Annotated in this window: 16 protein-coding genes; 8 read left to right on the forward strand and 8 right to left on the reverse strand. The window is 66.8% G+C overall.

What is annotated here, in order from left to right:
* The first annotated feature begins 1 nt into the window (after position 1).
* A complete protein-coding gene (locus tag ACSFC5_RS11880) occupies positions 2 to 700 on the forward strand; it encodes a class I SAM-dependent methyltransferase (protein ID WP_440765461.1) in 699 nt (232 codons plus the stop codon).
* 78 nt (positions 701 to 778) lie between these two features.
* On the opposite strand, the gene ACSFC5_RS11885 is transcribed toward ACSFC5_RS11880, so the two are convergent.
* The 4 genes from ACSFC5_RS11885 to ACSFC5_RS11900 all read right to left on the reverse strand — a co-directional run bounded on the left by ACSFC5_RS11885 (position 779) and on the right by ACSFC5_RS11900 (position 4422).
* On the reverse strand, positions 779 to 1189 hold the full coding sequence (locus ACSFC5_RS11885) for an acyl-CoA thioesterase (protein ID WP_440765462.1): 411 nt from the start codon (positions 1187 to 1189) through the stop codon (positions 779 to 781).
* A 98-nt stretch (positions 1190 to 1287) separates the two neighbouring features.
* The gene (locus ACSFC5_RS11890) at positions 1288 to 2049 is read right to left on the reverse strand and encodes a DUF7001 family protein (protein ID WP_440765463.1); all 762 of its coding nucleotides are present in this window, start codon (positions 2047 to 2049) and stop codon (positions 1288 to 1290) included.
* 77 nt (positions 2050 to 2126) lie between these two features.
* The gene (locus tag ACSFC5_RS11895; protein WP_440765464.1) at positions 2127 to 3017 is read right to left on the reverse strand and encodes an NAD-dependent epimerase/dehydratase family protein; all 891 of its coding nucleotides are present in this window, start codon (positions 3015 to 3017) and stop codon (positions 2127 to 2129) included.
* A gap of 475 nt (positions 3018 to 3492) precedes the next feature.
* Positions 3493 to 4422, reverse strand: a complete 930-nt coding sequence (locus ACSFC5_RS11900) for a sulfide-dependent adenosine diphosphate thiazole synthase (RefSeq protein WP_440765465.1) — start codon at positions 4420 to 4422, stop codon at positions 3493 to 3495.
* Between the two features lie 517 nt (positions 4423 to 4939).
* Between ACSFC5_RS11900 and ACSFC5_RS11905 the strand changes: the two genes are divergently transcribed.
* Together ACSFC5_RS11905 and ACSFC5_RS11910 are read left to right on the forward strand one after the other, a co-directional pair.
* A complete protein-coding gene (locus tag ACSFC5_RS11905) occupies positions 4940 to 5329 on the forward strand; it encodes an FxLYD domain-containing protein (protein ID WP_440765466.1) in 390 nt (129 codons plus the stop codon).
* A gap of 106 nt (positions 5330 to 5435) precedes the next feature.
* Positions 5436 to 7076 (forward strand): flippase, encoded by a 1641-nt coding sequence (locus ACSFC5_RS11910; RefSeq protein WP_440765467.1) that lies wholly within the window; start codon positions 5436 to 5438, stop codon positions 7074 to 7076.
* 32 nt (positions 7077 to 7108) lie between these two features.
* Here the strand turns inward: ACSFC5_RS11910 and ACSFC5_RS11915 are convergent, their stop codons facing one another.
* Both ACSFC5_RS11915 and ACSFC5_RS11920 read right to left on the reverse strand, forming a co-directional pair.
* A complete protein-coding gene (locus ACSFC5_RS11915; RefSeq protein WP_440765468.1) occupies positions 7109 to 8278 on the reverse strand; it encodes a zinc-dependent alcohol dehydrogenase in 1170 nt (389 codons plus the stop codon).
* A 205-nt stretch (positions 8279 to 8483) separates the two neighbouring features.
* Positions 8484 to 9926: an MATE family efflux transporter gene (locus tag ACSFC5_RS11920; protein ID WP_440766303.1), complete on the reverse strand. Its 1443-nt coding sequence runs from the start codon at positions 9924 to 9926 to the stop codon at positions 8484 to 8486.
* Between the two features lie 215 nt (positions 9927 to 10141).
* Between ACSFC5_RS11920 and ACSFC5_RS11925 the strand changes: the two genes are divergently transcribed.
* From ACSFC5_RS11925 to ACSFC5_RS11940, 4 genes are all read left to right on the forward strand, one after another.
* Entirely contained in the window at positions 10142 to 10369 is a 228-nt protein-coding gene (locus ACSFC5_RS11925; protein ID WP_440765469.1) for a DUF7860 family protein, read from the forward strand.
* A gap of 204 nt (positions 10370 to 10573) precedes the next feature.
* Entirely contained in the window at positions 10574 to 13069 is a 2496-nt protein-coding gene (locus ACSFC5_RS11930; RefSeq protein WP_440765470.1) for a DNA topoisomerase I, read from the forward strand.
* A 199-nt stretch (positions 13070 to 13268) separates the two neighbouring features.
* The gene (locus ACSFC5_RS11935; protein ID WP_440765471.1) at positions 13269 to 17606 is read left to right on the forward strand and encodes an outer membrane protein assembly factor BamB family protein; all 4338 of its coding nucleotides are present in this window, start codon (positions 13269 to 13271) and stop codon (positions 17604 to 17606) included.
* Positions 17607 to 17738: 132 nt separating this feature from the next.
* Positions 17739 to 18353 carry a class I SAM-dependent methyltransferase gene (locus ACSFC5_RS11940; protein WP_440765472.1) on the forward strand — a complete coding sequence of 205 codons (615 nt, stop codon included), beginning with the start codon at positions 17739 to 17741 and terminating at the stop codon, positions 18351 to 18353.
* Here the strand turns inward: ACSFC5_RS11940 and ACSFC5_RS11945 are convergent.
* Positions 18350 to 19075: a TlpA family protein disulfide reductase gene (locus tag ACSFC5_RS11945; protein WP_440765473.1), complete on the reverse strand. Its 726-nt coding sequence runs from the start codon at positions 19073 to 19075 to the stop codon at positions 18350 to 18352. The two genes, ACSFC5_RS11940 and ACSFC5_RS11945, sit on opposite strands and share 4 nt — an antisense overlap.
* Before the next feature lie 292 nt (positions 19076 to 19367).
* Here ACSFC5_RS11945 and ACSFC5_RS11950 point away from each other — a divergent pair, with 292 nt between their 5' ends.
* Positions 19368 to 19583 (forward strand): helix-turn-helix domain-containing protein, encoded by a 216-nt coding sequence (locus tag ACSFC5_RS11950; protein ID WP_440765474.1) that lies wholly within the window; start codon positions 19368 to 19370, stop codon positions 19581 to 19583.
* Positions 19584 to 19602: 19 nt separating this feature from the next.
* On the opposite strand, the gene ACSFC5_RS11955 is transcribed toward ACSFC5_RS11950, so the two are convergent.
* Positions 19603 to 20508: a DMT family transporter gene (locus ACSFC5_RS11955; protein WP_440765475.1), complete on the reverse strand. Its 906-nt coding sequence runs from the start codon at positions 20506 to 20508 to the stop codon at positions 19603 to 19605.
* Positions 20509 to 20602 lie beyond the last annotated feature (94 nt).

Consider the following 20602-nt stretch of genomic DNA (forward strand, 5'->3'; position numbering starts at 1 on the left):
GATGGCGGACTTCCGATCGAAGCTCCCCCGAATGGAGCCGGAGACCGCACAGGAGTTCTACGGCCGCTGGGCGCGCCTCTACGACGTCATCGCGCGGCGAACGCCCGGCATCCCGGCGCTGCGCCGGCGTGCGGCCGCCGCCTGTCGACTCGAGCCCGGCGACACCGTCGTCGAGATGGGCTGTGGAACGGGCGCGAACCTCCCGTATCTGCGCGAGCGGGTCGGTCCCGAGGGGACCGTCGTCGGGATCGATTTTACGGGACCGGTGCTCGAGCGCGCTCGGGACCTGACGGCCGCGTACGACAACGTTCACGTCGTTCGTGCCGACGCGACCCAGCCGCCGCTCGACGTCGGAGACGTCGACGCGCTCCTCGCGACGTTCGTCGTCGGGATGCTCGAGGACCCCGCGGGCGCGGTCGACGACTGGTGTGATCTCGTCGGTCCCGACGGGCACGTCGTCCTCGCGAACGCGGCCCGGAGCGACGAGTGGTACGCGCCGCCGGTCAACGGCGTGTTTCGGGCGATCGTCGTCCTCTCGACGCCGCCGACGACGAAACTACGGTACGAGAACGAACCGCACTTACGACTGGACGAGAAGATCGACAGCGCGCACAGCCGCCTGTACGAACGCTCAGCGGCCGTCGCGGACGAGACGCACGTCTTTGGCGTCGTGCGGTTGACCGGCGGTCGACTCGAGTGACGGCTACAAACCGGTCGAGGCCGACGGTCTCGAGGCGATCGGCGGCTGAGAGCCGGCGAACGAACCCAGTGTCGAGGCCTACGCCGGCGCTTCGATCCCGTCGTACGCCTCGATCGGCTCCCGAATCTCGTCGGGGAGCGGGGACGGTCGCTTCGACTCGGAATCGATGTGGACTATCGTCGTCTCGGCCGTCGCAGCGACCTCGTCGCCGACGCTGATCTCGTACTTCATGGTACAACTCGAGTCGCCCAGACGGGCCACCCGGAGCGAGACCGTGGGATCGTCGCCCTTGACGATCGGCCGTCGGTAGTCGATCTCGAGGTTCGCGATGACGAAGGAGATGTTTTCAGCAGCGATGCCGACGACCTCCTCGAGGTAGTCGGTGCGTTCGATCTCGAGGTAGCTCGCGTAAACCGCGTGGTTGACGTGGTTCAGGGGGTCGAGGTCGCGGTACCGAACGGGAACTGAAACGGTAAACGGGTTGTTCATTGCGGGTTCGTAGCCGACTGGGACAAAAGAGGGCTGTGGTTCTGGCAACCGGTCCGCCGTCGTGCGGAATGGGTGTGACTGGCAGCCAGTGCTGCTCCTCACTCGTACAGACTCGCGTGGGCCGTACAGAACTGCGGATCGCGCAACTGGGCGTCGATCAGTTCCTCGTGGTAGTGGGCGTTGGAGAGCCGACACGGCTTCCGTTCGCAGAACGACTCGCCCGTCTCGAGGTAGTGGGACGCCTGCAGGACGTAGCCACAAAGCGCGTCGGTCGTCCGGGGGTCGTCCTCGATCAGGAACTCGCCTTCGACCTGATTCTCGAGCACCTCTCGCGGCGGCGTATCCCCCGACAGGAGGGCGTGCCGTTGCTTTTCCTTGTAGTATTCCTCGGGCTTCGCGGGCGCCTCGTAGAGGCCCGGCACCGAGACCAGCGCGGGCTGGCCGAGGATGTTCACCCGCTTGTGCCAGCGGCCGTCGTGGTCCCCCCAGGTACCGATCGCCCGATCCAGAATCGGGACGTGGAGCGTCTCGAGACTGCGCTCATCGGCCGGCAGCGCGCTGTTAAGCGCCCGCTGAACCTGCAGGCCGTCGTATAGCACCCCGCCCTCGCGTTCGGGGTTCTCGAGGGCACGTTCCTCGTAGCGGACGATTCCCAGCATCGTGTTGCCGGTGTCGCGGTCGTAGGAGGAACCGACCCGCGCCTCGGCGAACCGTTCGACGAGGTCGTCGGTCCGGTGAACGTCGAGGAAACGGTCGCGAACCGTCACCGACGCATCGATTCGGGACTCGAGCCAGTCCCCGATTTCGCCGACATCGGCGACCGTCGAGGGGGCCCGATAGAGGATGACGCTATCGACCATGTATTCACTAGTCGTACCACTCGGTGAAACACTTGCGGTCGCGGATCGATCGCTCGTGTGTCGGCCTCGAGTCGGGCCTAGGGATCCAGAAACGCCGGCCCGTTCACGTCCGCGTCCTCGGCCTCGCGCCACGAGTGTTCGGGCGCCCAACCGAGTTCCCGCCGGGCCTTCGCCGTCGAAAAGGCCGACTGTTCGCCCTCGAGAGCACACGCTGCGGGCAGGTCGCCGAAGACGGTCTCGATCACGTCTTCGGTCTCCCGACCGAGGTAGTTCTCCGCGGCCATCGCGTGGTACGCCTCGTGGCCGTCGATATCGGCCTTGAGGGCGGCGTCGACGGTCGAGACGACGTCGCGGACGTCGACGTACGACCAGAAGTTGCCGCTCGGGTCGGCCGTCTCGGGGTCGAACGCGGCGTTTCCGTCGGTCGCCCGATACTCGCCGGGGTACTGAATCCACGAGGGGCGAATCGAGGCGACCGAAATCCCGTACTTCCGGACCGTCTTCGCCGCGAGTTCCTCCCCGACGAGTTTCGAGGCCCCGTAGCCGTCTTCCGGACGCATCGGGTGGTCCTCGTCGATCGGCAAGGAGTCCGGGAGGAACGGCTCCGCCGCGAACGGCATCCCGTAGAGACTCTCGCTCGAGGCCCAGACCACGTCCGCACCGGCCCGACCCGCCGCTTCGAAGACGTGGTAGGCGCTCGAGACGTTCGTCAAGAACGTCTCGGTGCCGGTCGTGATCCCCATGCGCGGAATCCCCGCGAAGTGGATCACCGCGTCCGGATCGAAATCGAGGATCGCCTCCAACGCCTGGCCTTGTTCGGTGAGGTCGGCCGCGAGGAAGGTCGCGTTCTCGCGTTCGCGCGGCGGTCGCTCGAGGTCGATCCCGATCACCTCGTGGCCGGCGTCCGCGAAGTGATCGACGATCCAGCTCCCCGCAGCGCCGGTCGCGCCGGTGACGACAAGTTTCATGATCGAACGCTGCTCGCGGATCGCGAAAACGGTGTGGATTCCGGTATGCCGACGGCATCGTCGGGAACGCTCGCTCGATCGTCTCGAGGGACTACCGGATCCCAAGAGTGGCGATAGTGTTCGACAAATCGACACGACACACACGGCTGTCCCGACGCACGAAGCCGTGCTTCTAGCCACATCCAGCACCGCCGAATCGCTGGTGACGGTCGTGGTGCTCGCCGCGATCGGCGTCGCAGTTTTCGTCCGAATTCTCGCCGACTTCGAACTGCTGCACGCGGTCGCGAATTCCGAGACGTCGTCCCCCGGCCGTCCAAAACAAACTGTCCGTACGTGTGGTGCTCGCACGACGGTCGACGGCGTCTGTGACTACTGTGGGGAGCAGTTAGCCGACGGTTCTTCGACCGCTGACTGGACGGACGAGACCGGCCGGTCCCGAGTCGAGCCAAAAACCGAGAACGGAATCGAGGGCCGATCAGTCGTCGGCGGGCGCGGCGCGGCTGGTGAGTTCGACGGGGTCGGCGTCGACCTCGAGTTCGTCGAGTGCGACCTGCGCGGCGCGCTTGCCGGAGACGAGCATGGCACCAAAGGTCGGGCCCATGCGCGGGAGGCCGTAGGTCGTCGCGGTGGCCATCCCGGTGGCGATGAGCCCTTCGTGGACGAGGCCGGTGTGCTCGACGACGGCGTCCTCGGACTTGCCGACCCACATCGAGTCGTGGCCGGGCGAGTCGTGGCCGGGTGCGCCGTAGCTGTCGTCGCCGGTCTGATCCATCCCGGTCGCCGACTCCTCGGCGTCGCCGATACCGGGCGCGTCTAAGACGCCGCGCTCGTCGAGTTTCTTGACGGCCATCGCATCGTGGCCCGTCGCGTCGATGACGAGGTCGGCCTCGACCGCGATCGGATCGACGCAGGTGATCTCGCGGGGCAGCGCGTGGACCGGCGTCCAGTTCATCACGATGCCGCCGACGCGGTGATTTTCGCGAATGACGATGTCCGTGAACTCGGTCATGTTCTGCATCTTCGCACCGGCGTCGCAGGCGGCCTTGATGAGCCCGGAACAGGCCTCGGGCCCGTTGGCCACGTACAGCCCCTCGCTGTCCTGGGACTGCTTGTAGGAAACGTCGAGCTCGTCGAGTACCTGCTGGGCGGGGTCGCGGACGGTGACCTTGTTCATCAGGAAGCCGCCGAGCCAGAAGCCGCCGCCGAGGTAGTTGTTCTTCTCGACGACCATGACCTTCACACCGCGTTCTGCGAGTTCCTTCGCGGCCGTTAGCCCCGACGGGCCGCCGCCGACGATGATCACGTCCGAGTCCGAGAAGTCCATGAACTCCTCGGTCCACTCCTGACCAATTGCACGCGTTACGTCGGCTTCGCCGACCTGACTGAACTGTTCGAATTCGCTCATACAACTAGGTGGTAACATTGGGTGGTGAAAGGTTTGTCGGGACCGGTCGGTCGAGACGGCCCTGGTGAATCACTAGACAGCGTCGATTTACGTGGAGAATCACGTCACTCGAGGCGTCACCCTGGAACGATCGTGACTTCGCCCGTGAGGAATCCGGTGGTGACGGACGGATTGATCTATCTCAGGAAGACAACCAGACACTCCATCCCGCCGCAGTATGGCGATTCACCAAAGCCGTCGAGACCGAAACTCTCAGCGGTTGAACCGCCCGGACACACGATTATTCGTGATGGACGGATCGATATGGAAAACGGGCTCGAGACGGGAATGAGGACGACACCAGCGATACTCCGAGACACGCTGTTCGATCGCCGACATCACGCTCGACACCAATGATCCGACCGAACGCTGGCTCCGAACGTCGGCGGCATTCGAGACCGACACCGACTGTGAGCCGGGTCTACCAGATTTCGGTTCTCCAGAACGCTGAAGCCGCGCCGCCACATACGCAGTACCGATGGATCGTCGTGCGTTTCTCGCGTGTGCCGCTCTCGTGCCGCTGTCGGGCTGTCTCGAGTTTCTCGAGGACAACGGCGAGGATATCACCGAGCCCGGCGACGTCGAGATCGTCTGGCACGACCTCGTTCGCGACAATCCGGGGACCGACGACGAGCGGGTGGTCATCTGGGGAGCGGTCAGGAACGTCGGCGATCGAACGCTCTCGTACCTCGAGGTCCGGGCGACGTTCTTCGACGAGGAAGGGGAGGAACTCGAGACCGTTATCGAGAACGTCGATGCCGACGTCTCCTCGGGGGAGGAGTGGCCGTTCGAGGTCGAGTTTCCCAGATTCGGCGAGGACGCTGCGGCGGTTACGACGTACGAACTCGAGCCGGCAACGGGGGTCTGATGGTATCGCGCATGGGGTCGATGCATCGAACGCGCTCGGTGATGAAGCGCTCAAGTGAGCCGTCGGTAGCCGAGGCCGCGACGAGCCGACGGAGGGAAGGCGTGTCATGACCGGCGGCAACTCGGATCCCAACAGCGATTCCGATCCCGGTCGCGACCACGCCGTCGATTCTGATGGGGGCTCGGACGACGGACTCGGTCTCGGCCCGGACACCGATGCCGAGACGGAGAACGACCCGAACTCGGACCGCGACGAGGGGATTTCGACGCTCGCGAAACAGGGAAGCATCACGTTCGTCGGCAACCTCATCAACGGCGCGCTCGGGTTCGCGATCGTCATGCTGATGACCCGGTTCGTCAGCCCCTCGGTCTACGGGCTGTTCGTGCTGGCGACGTCGGTCATCCTGTTCATGCAGGTGTTCGCGAACCTCGGGCTGCCGCTGGCGATCGACTACTTCGTGCCGCAGTATTTGGACGACGGCGAGCACGGGAAGGCCAAGGGCGTGATCGTGCAGGTGACCGCGACCGTGCTGATCACGTCCTCGCTGGTCGCCTTCGCCCTCGCCGTCAGCGCCACGTACATCGCCGACCTCTTCCAGGAGCCGGCGATGGGGATCGGACTCCTCTTGCTCTCGGTGACGATCCCGATGCTCGCCATCTACAACGTCCTGTTGACCTCCTACTACAGCATCAAGAAGCTCCAGTACCGCGTCATCATGCGCGATATCGTGCGGCCGATCGTCCGCTTCGTCGTCACCGCGGGGCTCTTGCTCGTCGGCTACGGGCTACTCGGACTCATCGCCGGCTACGTCGTCGGCCTGTTCGTCGCGATCACGATCGGCGCGGCCGTCTTCGTCTACAAAGCCTGGGGACTCCTGACGGCCGAAATCGAACTCGTCGCGCCGGCCCCGCTCGTCAAGTACTCCGTCCCGCTGGCGATGACCAGCGTCGTCTTCGTCCTGATGGGCCACGTTGACTACTTCGTCCTCGGCTTCTTCCTCGACTCGGACGACGTCGGTATCTACCGCGTCGGCTACATGCTCGGCTCGGGGCTGATGATCATCTTCAACTCGCTGTCGCCCGTGTTCAAGCCGCTGATCGCCGAGACGCGGGACGACATCGATCTGGTCGAGGAGCGGTTTCGGATCATGGCCCGCTGGATCGCTGCAATTACGCTCCCCGTTGCCATCTTCCTCTCGCTCGGCGCGAGTTCGTACCTCGCCGTACTGTACACGCCCCAGTACGCCGAAGCGAACACCATCGTCGCGCTGCTCGCCGCCGCGTTTCTCTTCAACGTCACCTTCGGCGGTCCCGACGGCTCGCTGCTGCAGGGCCTGGGCTACTCGCGGGTCGTCTTTGGCAACACCCTCGTCCTGTTCGGCACGAACTTCCTCGTCTCGTTCACGCTTGTCCCCTTCATCGGGATCGAAGGGGCGGCGATCGGATCGGCAGCAGCGCTCTTTCTCGTGGGCTGTCTGACCCTTGGCGAGATCTACTACTTCGACGGCATCCATCCGTTCACCCGGGACTTCGCCAAAATCGTCTACGCCGGCGTGCCCGCGGTTATCGCCGGCGCGCCGATCGTCTACCTCCTCGAGTCGGACACGATCATCGTCGTCCTGCTCCCCGTCGTGGTCGTCGGCACGTATCTGCTCACGCTGATCGTGACCGACGCCTTCACCGACGCTGACGCGCAGATGGCCGCCGAGTTCAGTCCGACGCTCAGGAAGTGGCTGCCGAGCCGGTAGCGTAGCCACCTCTCAAGCGTTGAATGCCGGTCTCAGGGCGTCAGCATCACCTTGATGCAGTCGTCGTCCTTGTCGTTGAACGTCTCGTAGAGCGCCGGCCCGTCCTCGAGCGACGCCTTGTGGGTCACGACGAACGAGGGGTCGATCTCGCCGTCCTCGATCTTCTCCATGAGGGGGTCGAGGTAGCGCTGGACGTGCGTCTGGCCGGTCTTCACCGTCAGCGCCTTGTTCATCAGCGAGCCGAATGGGATCCCGTCGACGTCACCGGTGTAGACGCCGGGGATCGAGAGCGTGCCGCCCTTCCGGCAGGCCTTGATCGCCTCGCGGAGGACGTACGGGCGGTCGTCCTCGAGGCCGACGCCCTGTTTCAATCGATCCGAAACGCTGCCGACGCCCGTGCCGTGGGCCTCCGTTCCGACCGCGTCGATACACCGGTCCGGACCGCGACCGCCGGTCATCTCCATCAAGCGGTCGTAGACGTCCTCGTGCTCGAAGTTGATGGCCTCCGCGTCGCCGTGGCTGCTCGCCATGTCCAGCCGTTCGGACACGCGGTCGATCGCGACCACCTGATTCGCGCCGAACATCCACGCGCTCTGGATGGCGAACTGGCCGACCGGGCCGCAGCCCCAGACGGCGACGGTGTCGCCGTCCTCAATCTCCGCGTTCTCGGCGGCCATGTACCCCGTCGGGAAGATGTCCGAGAGAAAGAGCACTTGCTCGTCGGGGAGGTCGGAGTCGACCGTGATCGGGCCGACGTCGGCGTGGGGGACTCGCAGGTACTCCGCTTGCCCGCCAGCGTAGCCGCCGAGCATGTGCGAGAAGCCGAAGAGACCGGCCGGCGAGTGACCCATCTCCTTGCGGATGAGTTCGGCGTTCGGGTTCGTGTTGTCGCACAACGAGTACATGTCCGCCCCGCAGAACCAACACGAACCGCAGCTGATCGTAAACGGGACCACGACGCGGTCGCCGACCTCGAGCGTCTCGACCTCCTCGCCGACCTCGACGACCTTCCCCATCGGCTCGTGACCGAGCACGTCGCCCTCCCGCATCCCGGGCATGATCCCGTTGTAGAGGTGGAGATCGGAGCCGCAGATAGCGGTGGCCGTGATCTCGACGATCGCGTCCGTCGGATTTACGATCTCGGGCCGAGGAACCTCGTCGATGCGAACGTCCTGCTCGCCGTGCCAGGTGAGGGCTCTCATCGGTTCCGCCTCCGTTCGGCGATTCGAGATTCGGCCCTCGCTGGCCGGGTTCGGTTCTCCGGCAGTCGATCTCCGTTCGCTGCCGGCCGCGGTGTGAGCGTGTCACTCATCGTGTAACCGTTGCAACGAACAGCCAAGCGGCGAGTAAAGGTGTCACCTGCCTCTGCAACGAGCGGGCCGGAGTCGCGACGGCCGTCCGGCTGCCCTACGAGGTGTCCCCGCTCGAGGACCGATCTCGAGCCCCGTCCATCCCGTCGGTCGTCTCTTGGTCCTCGCCGATGACGCCCTCCGTCCACGTCCCCAATCGGAACCAGCCGACGGCGACGACGAACGAGGCGACCATTCCGAACGAGTAGGCCCACCAGATCCCCTCGATGCCCCACTCGAGGCCGCCGATCTCGAGGCCGACTATCGGCACCGTCACCGTCCAGGCGAACGCGAGCACGAGCGCGACGGGAACCCGGAAAATCCACCGCGAGAGAAAGGAGAGCACCATCGCCTCTCGCGTGTTGCCCGCGCCGCGGAACGCGCCCTGAATGACCATCACGCCGGCGAACAGCGCCCAGAAGGGAGCCATGATCCGCAGGAAGACGACCCCCTCGGCGATCACGTCGGGATCGGCGACAAAGATCCGCATGGCCTGGGCAGGGAAGGCGATCAGCACGGCCGCGATGGCAGCGATCAGGACCATCGTCCCCGCGGTCGCCGTTCGCGCGACGGCCGCGGCTCTGTCGGGCGTCTTCGCACCGAGATTCTGGCCGACGCCCGTCGCCGTCGCGTTGCCGACGGCCCCCGAAACGGCCCACGTCACCGACATCAGCCGGACGCCGATCCCGTAGGCCGCCGTCGGGTTCGCCCCAAACCGGGCGACGAAGCCGGCCATCGCGACCGACGCGAAACTACGCGCCCAGCCGTCGATCGTCGACGGGTAGCCGATGTCGATCAGCTGTTTCAGCACTCCGACGTCGGGCGCGAGGTCCTCGAGTCGCAGCCGAACTCCGAAGCGGCCGTCGAGCAGAATGTAAATTCCGGCCACAGTGGCGAACGCGCGAGCGATGAACGTCGCGACGGCGGCCCCGCGAGTTCCCATCTCGGGGAAGGGTCCCCAGCCGAGGATGAAGAAGGGATCGAGGACGACGTTGATCCCGGCGGAGGCGAAAACGAGCCACATCGCCGTCTTCGTGTCGCCAGCACCCTGTAAGGATGATCGAAAGGCGAAGAAGAGGAAGGTCAGCGGCAGCGCGAGGAAGATCACTTCGATGTAGGCGAGCGCCTCGACGAACACCTGCTCGCGCGCGCCGATCAGGGTCAGGAGGGAGCGGCGGAAGTAGAGTCCGACGGCCGCGAGGACGCTCGAGACGGCCAGCGTGAGCAAGATTGTCTGCCCGACAACCTTGTCGGCCATCCGGTCGTCGTCGGCGCCAACGTACTGGGAAACCAGGGCGATGGTCGCCGCGGTGATTCCCATCGCCGTCGAGACGAACAGCCACGAAAGGGGGAACATGAGCGAGACGGCGGCGACGGCGTCGCTACTGACGCGGCCGACCCAGAACATGTCCGCGAGGTTGTAGAACGTCTGGAGCAGGTTGCCGAGGACCAGCAGCCACGCGAGGTGCAACAGCTTCGGGGGGATCGCCCCCGTCGTCATATCGACGCGCTTGCGTTCCGAATCCGGTGCCGTCACGTCGCGATTCGTCCGTGACTCTCCCGGAGCCGTCAAAAGCACTCGGCTCGCGGGGTGAGTTGCCGGCTCTGCCGGCCGTCGCAGGTGGAGCGCGGACCGCGGACCCGCGCACCCGGTCCTTTCTCACTCGTTCGGAACGGCCCGAAACTATTATCAGACCGATTCCCGACCGGTCACCCATGGGACGATACGGAAACCTCGATTACGCCTTTCTGACCAAAGCCGGATTCTTCCTCGGAGTGAGCCTGTTCGCGTTCGGTGCGGGAGGCGAACTGATCGCTCCGCTCTTGTTCGGTCCCCTCCCCGCGTGGGAACACACGCTGTTCGTCTCCGCCGAGGCGATCGGACTGGTCACCGCCTTCTTTTCGCCGTGGATTTTCGGCGTGCTCCTCCCGCTGACGGAGTAGCGAGCCCCCGACGCCGGAGTTCGTTGTCGGGTATCCTCACGCACGCGCGGCCGATCGAGCGCGCTCGCTCGCCCAGCGCACGTACACCCGCGCTGTCGGCCGGTTTTCGGCGAAAGCGTTATCAGATCCTCAGTCGTACCGGCCGACAATGCAGACCACTCGCCCGCACCGGCTGGCACCGACCGCTCGCGGAGGTGAGCCGTCGTGGAACTGATCATCACGGAGAAGGACAACGCCGCGCGACGGATCGCCGACATCCTCTCCGGCGGCACGTACGACTCGAGTCGCGAGAAGGGCGTCAACGTCTACGAGTGGGGTGGCAAGCGCTGCGTGGGGCTGTCCGGCCACGTCGTCGGCGTCGACTTCCCCGCCGAGTACTCGGACTGGCGGGACGTCGAACCGGTCGAACTCATCGACGCGTCGGTCGAGAAGACGGCCACGAAGGAGAACATCGTCGCGACGCTGCGGATCCTCTCGCGGAAGGCCACTCGCGTGACGATCGCGACCGACTACGACCGCGAGGGCGAGCTGATCGGCAAGGAGGCCTACGACATCGTCCGCGACGTCGACGAGGAGGTCCCGATCCGGCGCGTTCGGTTCTCCTCGATCACCGAAAACGAGGTCCAGAGCGCGTTCGACGAACCGGACGACCTCGACTTCGATCTCGCAGCCGCCGGCGAAGCCCGCCAGATCATCGACCTCATCTGGGGGGCCGCACTGACGCGATTCCTCTCGCTTTCGGCGGGTCAACTCGGGAACGACTTCATCTCCGTCGGTCGCGTGCAGTCGCCGACGCTCAAGCTAATCGTCGACCGCGAGCGCGAGATCGAGGCCTTCGATCCCGAGACCTACTGGGAGCTGTTCGCCGACCTCCGGAAGCGCGAGGGCGAGACGGAACCCTTCGACGCGCAGTACTTCTACCGGGACGAGGACGACAACGAGGCCGAACGCGTCTGGGAGGAGGCCGCCGCGAGCGAGGTCTACGAGACTCTCGCCGAGCGCGACAGCGCGACGGTCGTCGACGTCAACGGCCGAACGCGAACCGACACCCCGCCGACGCCCTTCAACACGACCCAGTTCATCCGCGCGGCGAGCGCGATCGGCTACTCGGCAAAACGGGCGATGTCGATCGCCGAGGACCTCTACACGGCCGGCTACATCACCTACCCGCGTACCGACAACACCGTCTACCCCGACGACCTCGATCCCGAGGAACTGCTCGACGACTTCGTCGGCCATCCCACGCTGGGTGAGTCGGCCGAGAGCCTCCTCGAGTCGGACGACGAGATCGTCCCCACCGAGGGCGACGAGGAGACGACCGACCACCCCCCGATCCACCCGACGGGCGAGATCCCAGCCCGCGGCGGCGACGTGAGCGACGACGAGTGGGAGGTGTACGAACTCGTCGTGCGCCGGTTCTACGCGACGGTCGCCGAGGCGGCCATCTGGGAGCACCTCAAGGTCGTCACCGAGGTCGACGACTACCGGCTCAAGTCCAACGGCAAGCGCCTCGTCGAAGCCGGCTACCACGACGTCTATCCCTACTTCAACACCAGCGAAAACTTCGTCCCCGGCGTCGACGAGGGCGAGCAACTCGACCTCTCCGACGTCGAACTCGAGGAGAAAGAGACTCAGCCGCCGCGGCGATACGGCCAGTCGCGGCTCATCGAGACGATGGAGGATCTCGGGATCGGGACGAAGTCGACCCGCCACGACATCCTCGAGAAGCTGTACGATCGCGGCTACGTCGAGAGCGATCCGCCGCGACCCACGCGCCTCGCGATGGCCGTCGTCGGGGCCGCCGAGGACCACGCCGACCGCGTCGTCAGCGAGGAGATGACGGCCCAACTCGAGGCCGACATGGACGCCATCGCGAGCGGCGAGGCGACGCTCGACGACGTCACCAACGAATCGCGCGAGATGCTCGAGGAAATCTTCGCCAACCTCGCGGAGTCGCGCGAGGAGATCGGCAACCAACTGCGCAAGTCGCTCAAGGACGACAAGCGCCTGGGTCCGTGCCCCGAGTGCGGCGAGGACCTGCTGGTCCGGCGCAGCCGCCACGGCTCGTACTTCGTCGGCTGCGACGGCTATCCCGACTGCGAGAACACGCTGCCGCTGCCGTCGACCGGCAAGCCGCTGATCATGGAAAACGAGTGCGAGGACCACGGGCTGAACGAGGTCAAGATGCTCGCCGGCCGCCAGACGTTCGTCCACGGCTGCCCGCTCTGTAAGGCCGAGGACGCCGGCGAGGGCCCGATCTTGGGCGTCTGTCCGGACTGCGGAGACGAACACGACGGCGAAGTAGCAATAAAGACCCTCCAGAGCGGCTCGAGACTCGTCGGCTGTACGCGCTATCCCGACTGCGAGTACTCGCTGCCGCTGCCCCGACGGGGCGACATCGAGGTCACCGACGAACACTGCGAGGAGCACGACCTCCCCGAACTCGTCGTCCACAGCGGCGACGAACCGTGGGAACTGGGCTGTCCGATCTGTAACTACCAGGAGTTCCAGGCCCGCGAGAGCGAGACCGGGTCGGATCTCGAGGCGCTCGAGGGCGTCGGCGCGAAGACGGTCGAGAAACTCGCCGACGCGGGGATCGAGAGTCTCGACGATCTGACCGACGCCGATGCGGACGTCGTCGCTGCGGACGTCGACGGCATCAGTGCCGAACGCGTCCGGTCCTGGCAGGCAAAAGCCTGAACGGCTCGCGACGAACTCGTTTTCGAGGCGTAAGCGACTGATTTCATCCTGTACGACGCTACCATCGGCTCTATCGCCGGTGTAGCGTCCCGTTGGAAACCAGTCACTCGGAGATAGAATTAACTTGGTGTGTTCGTATGCACAACTATCTGCGCGGCGACGTGTGGCTCTCACGCGCGTCGTGACACGGGTTGGATACATGACAGGGAACGACACGACGCCGACCGATCTCCAGTTGGACGACCAGGGCGACGGAATCGAAGTGACCGTCGGAATCACGCGACTCGAGGCCTTTCTGACGGCCGACGATCCCGAGGTCAGAGAGTACGCCGCGAAGACGCTGGCGACCGAGGCCACGGAGCGACCGGACGAGGTCCGCTCGGCCGTCGAGGCGCTGACCGATCGCCTCGAAGACGAACCGGCGATCAGGTCGCACGCGACAGCGGCGCTGTCGGCCCTCGCCACAACCCATCCCGCGGCAATTCGGGAGTCGGTACCGGCGCTGACCGATCGACTCGAGGGCTCGACGACGATCCGAGCGGACGCGGCCGACGCGCTCGCAGCCGTCGCGGCCGACGAGCCGCGAATCGTCACCGACTCGACCGATGCACTCGGAACCCACGTCACCGACGAGAACGAACGCGTTCGCGTCCGGACAACGGACGCCCTCGCCGCGATCGCCGACGCCGACCCCGAAACGGCCGCGAGGGTCGTCGACGACGTGGCCGAGGCGACCGACGACGAGACTCCTCCCGTCCGCGAAAACGCGACGGCGATCCTCGCCGCGGTCGCGACGAACAGCCCCGAGGACGTCCTCGAGACGATCACGCCGCTCGTCGACCGACTCGACGACGACGACCCCATCAGAGCCAACGCGGCGCGTGCGCTCCGGGCGATCGCCCTCGAGGCGCCGGCGGCGGTCGCAACCGAAGTCGATCCGTTCGCCGACAGACTTGCGGACCCGCAGGTGGAGATCCGGACCGACGTTGCGGTCGCAATCGCCGCCGTCGCCGCGGAGCGCCCCGGTGCAGTGGGCGACGCCGTCGAACCGCTCGCGGACAGGCTCGACGACGTCTCCGAGGTTCGAACCGAGGCCGTCCGAGCGCTCCGCGACGTCGCGGAGAACGATCCCGTCGCCGGCGTTCCGGCCGTCCCGGAACTCGTCGAGCGACTGGACGACTCCCGAGCGGACCTGCGTACGGACGCGGCCGGAGCGCTGTCGGCCGTCGCGTCGAAGCGACCGGCCGCGGTCACCGACGCCGTCGCGCCGCTGGCCGACTGGCTCGAGGAGGGGACGCCGGAAATTCGAACGCACGGCGTCGCGGCCATCGCGGCCGTCGCGGCGGCTTGTCCGACCGCCGCCGAACCCGTGGTTACCGACGTTGCCGGCGTGCTCGACGACGAAGACGAACTCGTCCGTCTCGACGCCGCCCGCGCCATCGCGGCCGTCTCCGAAGCCGCGTCCGACGCGGTCCGGCCGGTCGTCCCCGATCTCGCCGATCGACTCGACGATTCGCACGAACCGGTGCGCCACCGCGCGGCCGACGCTCTGAGCGCCATCGCGCTCGAGGCCGGCGAGGCGCAGGGAGCCTCGGACCGTGCGAGCGGGTCGTCGACCCGCGAGAGCGACGACGGCCCCGACGTTCCCGCGCTCGTCGACCGACTCGAGGACGGTGACGAGTGGGTCCGAGGCTACGCGGCCCGCGCGCTCGCCGAAGTGGCCAGCGCGCAGGTGGCCGACGCCCACCCGGCGATCCGGTCGCTGTGTCGACGGCTCGAGGACGACGCGACGCCGGTTCGCCGGGCCGCAACGCGCGATCTCGTCACGGTCGCGGCCGCGGAGCCGGACGACGTTCGCGTCGCGGTGCCCGCACTCGGCGACCGATTGAGCGACGACGACGACGCGACGGTCAGGAACAACGCGGCGATCGCGCTCGGCCGACTCGCGGAGCGCTATCCGGACGACGTCCGCGAGGCCGACGTACTGGTGTCGCTGTTCGGCGCGCTCGACGATGACGACCGAACGATCGCGACGACTGTCAGAAACGTACTCGCGACGATCGTCTCTGACGTAACGGACGACCGTCGACCGTCGCTCGCGCTCGCGATCGAGGCGACGACCGCCGACGAGGAACGGGTTCGCGTGGCCGCCTGCGAGGCGCTTACGACCCTCGGTGTGGACACCGGCGAAGAGACCGCAGCCGTGATCGACGCCTTCGGCGAGTTGCTGGTCGATCCGACGCCGTCCGTTCGAACCGCGGCGCTGTCCGCGCTCGAGACGACGCTTTCGGCTGACGTCGACACCGAGCCGACGCCGACCGACGCCGTCCTCGAGGTCCTCGCAGCGGGCGACGAGCGCGCGGCGTCCGTCGCCGACGGACTCGCCGATATCGCCCGGAGCGATCCGGAACTCGTCGGCGACGCCGCCACGCCGCTACTGGAGCGATTCGACGCGGCCGAGGGCCGCGAACGAAGAGCCCTCCTGTCCGTGCTGACGACGGTCGTCGAGGCGGGCGACGGCAACCCCGTAACGGGACTCCTGCTCGACCGACTCGAGAGCGACGGAGACCGACGCGCGATCGGTGGAGAGATCGCCCGACTGGCCGCGACGACGCCGGCCGACGTCGTCGCCGAACGCGATCGATTGCAGGAACTGCTCGAAACCGTTTCCGAGGACGACGGGACGACGCGGGCCGGTGAAGACGAGACGATTCGCGGCTACGCCACGCTCGCGCTCGGCACGCTCGCAATCACCGACCATGACGACGAGGAGACGCTGGGATCGGCGCTCGAGCACGTCGACGATCGCCTGCTCGACGCCGCCTCGCTCGCGACCGGCGGCGAGACGCCGACCCACACCGACGACATCAACAAGCAGCTCTCCGGGATGGGGCGGCGACTGGGCGGCGATCCTTGGGCAGCGGGGCTCGCGCTGCTTGCACTCTCCGTGCTGGCCGACGAGTCCGACAGCCTGCGGCCGACCGGCGTCGCGAAGATCGCTGGCGGACTCGAGACCGAGAGCCCGGTCGTCCGGGTTACCGCCGGACGCGTCCTCGAAACGATGGCCGCCGACGATCCGGCGGGATTCGAGGAGGCGCTCCCGGCGCTGATCGACGCGCTCTCCGATCCCGACAGCGATGTCCGAGCGACCGCGGCGGCCGCGCTGGCCGCGTGTGCCGAAGCCAACGCTGGGCCCGGACTCGAGGACGCGGCCGGCGACCATCTCAGGCCGCTCCGTCGGTCGCTCGCCAATCCCGACGGCCGCGTTCGAGCCCGTGCCGTTCGAACGCTCGCGGCGCTCGAGGACGCCGACTCGCTGCCCGCGATCGATTCGCTCGGCGACGATCCCGTGCCGAGCGTTTCGGAGGCGGCGTTGGACGCGACGACGCGGCTCGAGAGCGCACTGGAACGTGACACGGACACCGACGGGGACGACGAGGTCGGCGAGTCCGACTGGACGATGGTCCGCGGTGGGCCGGCGCGTACCGGCCACGTCGCCGGGGAGGCGCTCGATCGTCGAGCGAGCGAACGGTGGCGCGTCGACTGCGACGACGACGTCGACATTGAGAGCGCGCCGGCGCTCGTTGGCGAGGCCGTCGTCGTCGGGCGCGACGACGGCAGCGTGAGCGCGCTGGCGATCGAGGACGGTCACGAACACTGGCGGTTCGAGGCCGGCGGCCCGATCAGATCCGAGCCGGCGGTCGTCGACGGGACGGTGTACCTCGGCAGCGACGACGGTGCCGTCTACGCGCTCGACGCTGAAACCGGCGAGCGCGCCTGGCGCTACCAGACCGACGGTCGCGTCCGGACCGCACCGATCGCCGTCGACGAGACCGTGTACATCGGTAGTGACGAACTCCACGCGATCGACGCCGAAACGGGCCAGCCCGTCTGGACCGCTGATCTCGAGGCCGGGACCGACCACGAAGCGCTCGTGGGGCCGACGGTTGCGGGCGGCACGGTGTACGTCGCCGCCGGCGATCGGCTATTCGCGGTCGCGGCGGGCGACGGGAGTCCGCGCTGGGAGACAACCCTCGAGACCGCCGTCGGGACGCCGCCGGCCGTCGCCGACGGCCGAGTGTACGTGACCTGCGGCGAGACCCTGGTGGCACTGTCAAGTGCCGACGGCTCGTGTGAATGCCGATTTGACACCGGCGGTCGGATCGAGACGTCGCCCGTCGTCGCCGACGGAGCGGCCTACGTCGCCAGTTCGAACGCGAGCGTCTACGCCGTCGACGCGGCGACGGGAACCGAACGCTGGCGCGTCCCCCTCGGCCGGGCGACGACCGGTCTCGCAGCGATCGACGGAGCCGTGTATCTGGGCGTAGAGGGCGGGAATCTCACCGCGCTCGGGACCGCCGACGGCTCGCGACTGTGGCACCACCGGTGTGAGGGTCTCGTCTCGTCACTCGCCGTCGCCAGCGGTCGACTCTGTGCCGTCGGCGAAGACGGGGTCACGACGATTGATGACTCGAACGCGTCGCTGACGGACTCAATCTCCGGGCTGTTCACGCGACTCGGCAGCGGGGATCGGTAGCGACTCGAGCGACGGCGCACGAACCCGCCGCCGGCACATTTTTTCAGGCCTTTCTCGAACGCGAAACGCTCGTTCGTTCACGCCGCCGGGAGGAACTGAACGACCAAGTGGCGCCCGCCCGTTGTGACGGCCATGAGCGACGAGCGCGAGCGGTGGAACGAGAAGTACAATCGCGTCGAGTGGAGCCTTCCCGACACCCCCATTCCCGAACTCGAGCGACGGCTCGCGACCCTGCCCGACGGGCGCGCACTCGACGTGGCGACCGGCACCGGACGGAACGCGCGGTTTCTCGCCGCCAACGACTACGACGTCGACGCCGTCGACATCTCCGACGTGGCGCTCGAGGATGCGCGGGCGCGGGCCGAGGAACGCGATCTCGAGGTGAACTGGATCCGGGCCGACCTGACCGAGTTCGATCTCGAAACCGACGCCTACGACGTGATTACGGTGAGCTTCTTCGCGGCGCTCGAACACCTGCCCGCGCTCAAGGAGGCGTTAGCACCCGGCGGCGTGCTCGTCTACGAACACCACCTGCGCTCGAGTGACGCGGTCGAGGTGGGCCCCTCGAGCGAGCGGTTTCAGTACCGGTCGAACGATCTCCTCCGGGCGTGTCTCGACCTGACGATCCTCTCCTACGAGGAGCGACGCCGGCCCGTCTCGGGCGGTATCGCCGCGGTCGCGACGCTCGTGGCTCGGAACTCCAGCGGTGGCACCCAGTCGTACCCGAAACTTCCGGCGCGCGATTAGGTCCCCGAGTCGTCCGTCGTCTCTTCGCCGTCGTCCGTCCCGTTGTCGTCCGTCTCTTCGTCGTCCGTCCCGTTGTCGTCCGTCTCTTCGTCGTCCGTCTCTTCGTCGTCCGTCTCTTCGTCGTCCGTCTCTTCGTCGTCCGTCTCTTCGTCGTCCGTCGACGCCTGTGCCTCGAGTGCGGTTTCGACGCCGGAGACGATGTTCCCTGCCGTCGTGCCGCCCTCATCGCGCCAGTGGACCTCGCCGTCGCCGTCGATGGCGACCAGGGTCGGGAAACTCCGAACGTCGTAGTAGTCGTTGAGTACGCCGTGTTCGTCGATAGCGATCGTCCAGTTGCCGTCGTGTTCGTCCCACCAGTCGGCCAACTCCTCGGGCGAGTTCGTCGGGCCGGACGAGCCGTCGAAGACGGAGATGACCTCGACGTCCCTCTCGGCGGCCTCGAGTTCAGCCCTCGCTTCGTCGATCGCAGGCAGTAATCCCAGACTGGTCGGACAATCCGTCCGAGTGAAGTTGATGAGCATAACCTGCCCCGCCCGCGGAATCGTGACGGTTCCCGCCTCACTGCCGGGGGCGTCGAGGGTCTGGAGTTCGAACGGCGGCGAGTCGTCGATCGGTTCGGTTTCGCTTTCGTCGGCGGAATCGTCGGTCCCGTCGTCGAGACAGCCCGTACAAGTGACCGAAATGGATCCCACCCCGACGATCACGAACTCCCGCCGTCTCATCGCGACCACCGTTCGCCGTCGGGATTCGATTTCGCTATCCGCTCGAAGCGGGCGGTGTGCTCGAGCCCGATCTGACGCCCTCGGTGTCCCACCATAGTTCGTTTGCGAACGCCGGTACCAAAGAATCGACGGTCCCGATCGAACCACCGAGCGGCTACCGGTACCCACGTTGCGGTGCTTCGGGTGACCGTCCGCTTCGATCCCCGAGTCCTTCACGATATCCTGAGTTTCTCTCAGTCCGACACGGTACCGAAACAACTATGCATATTTTTCCCTAGTAGGTGGTTATACGATGACCAACTGCTCGAGTCGAGTGCTCCTCCGGGTCCTCGACGAGCGCGGGGCGGTCGAAACGGCGTCGCTTGCGGACGCACTCGACGTCCATCCGGTGACGGTGAGCAAGGAGTGTCACGAACTGCAGTCCGACGGGCACGTTCGGCAGATTTCGGGCGGCGTGTACACGATTACGGACACCGGCGAGCGACACCTCGAGAGGCTTTCTGAGTAGCGACAGTTCGGCCCAGCGATCAGGACTCCGGCCGCTGTCGCCGCTCTCGTTCGATCGTCGTCACGTAAATTCCTGCGAGGACGACCAGCCCGCCGACCACGGTCACCGCGTCGGGAACCTCCGCGAGCAACACCAGCGCCAGCAGCGTCGCCCCGACGGGTTCGCCGAGCCAGGCGACGCTCACCACGACCGACTCGAGGTGTTTCAACACCCAGTTGATGACGGTGTGTCCGAAGACGCCGGGGCCAACGGCCATGCCGAGAAAGAGCAGCCACTCCCGCGTCGGATACGCGAGGAAGTCGTGGCCCTGCGCGCCGACGAGCAGGCACAGCGTCAGCGCACAGGCCGTGTAGACGACGGTGACGTAGGGGAACAGCGAGACGCGCTGGCGGATCGATCGGCCGGCGAGCACGTAGCCCGCGACGGTGATCGCTCCGAGCAGCGCGAGGGAATTCCCGTAGAGCGTCGCCTCGGAGACCGGTGCCTGCCCGGCGTCGCCGAACGACAAGACGGCCGCGCCGACGATGGCGACGGTAATTCCCACGACGGTCTCGCGGTTGATCCGCTCGCCGAGGACGAGTGCCGCCCCCAGCGCGACGAAGATGGGCTGGCTCTGGACGATGGTCACGCTCGCCGCGACGCTCGTGTGATTCAGACTCTCGAACCACGCCGCGAAGTGGATCGCGAGCGCGATCCCCGCGAGGATCGCGAAGCCGAGGTCCCGACTCGAGAGTCGACCGAACTCCTCGCGGTGGCGAAGCAGGGCGACCGGGGCGATCAGCACCGTCGTAAACAGCACCCGGTAGAAGGCGGCGACCGAACTCGGGGCCGTACTCCAGCGAACCAGGATGGCGCTGGTGCTCGCCGCGAACACCGCAAACGCCAGGGCGGCGACGGGCGTCACCTCGAGGTCGGAACTGCGCACGGTTCGTGACACTCAGCGGAATCTCAAACGCCTTCCGGAAGCGGGCGCGTCGGCCGTTCTCGACGCTCGCTCGAGTCGACTCCGCTCAGCCCGA

It is taken from the genome of Natronorubrum marinum (genome assembly GCF_052040125.1).
In the GTDB taxonomy this organism is placed as follows: Archaea; Halobacteriota; Halobacteria; order Halobacteriales; family Natrialbaceae; genus Natronorubrum.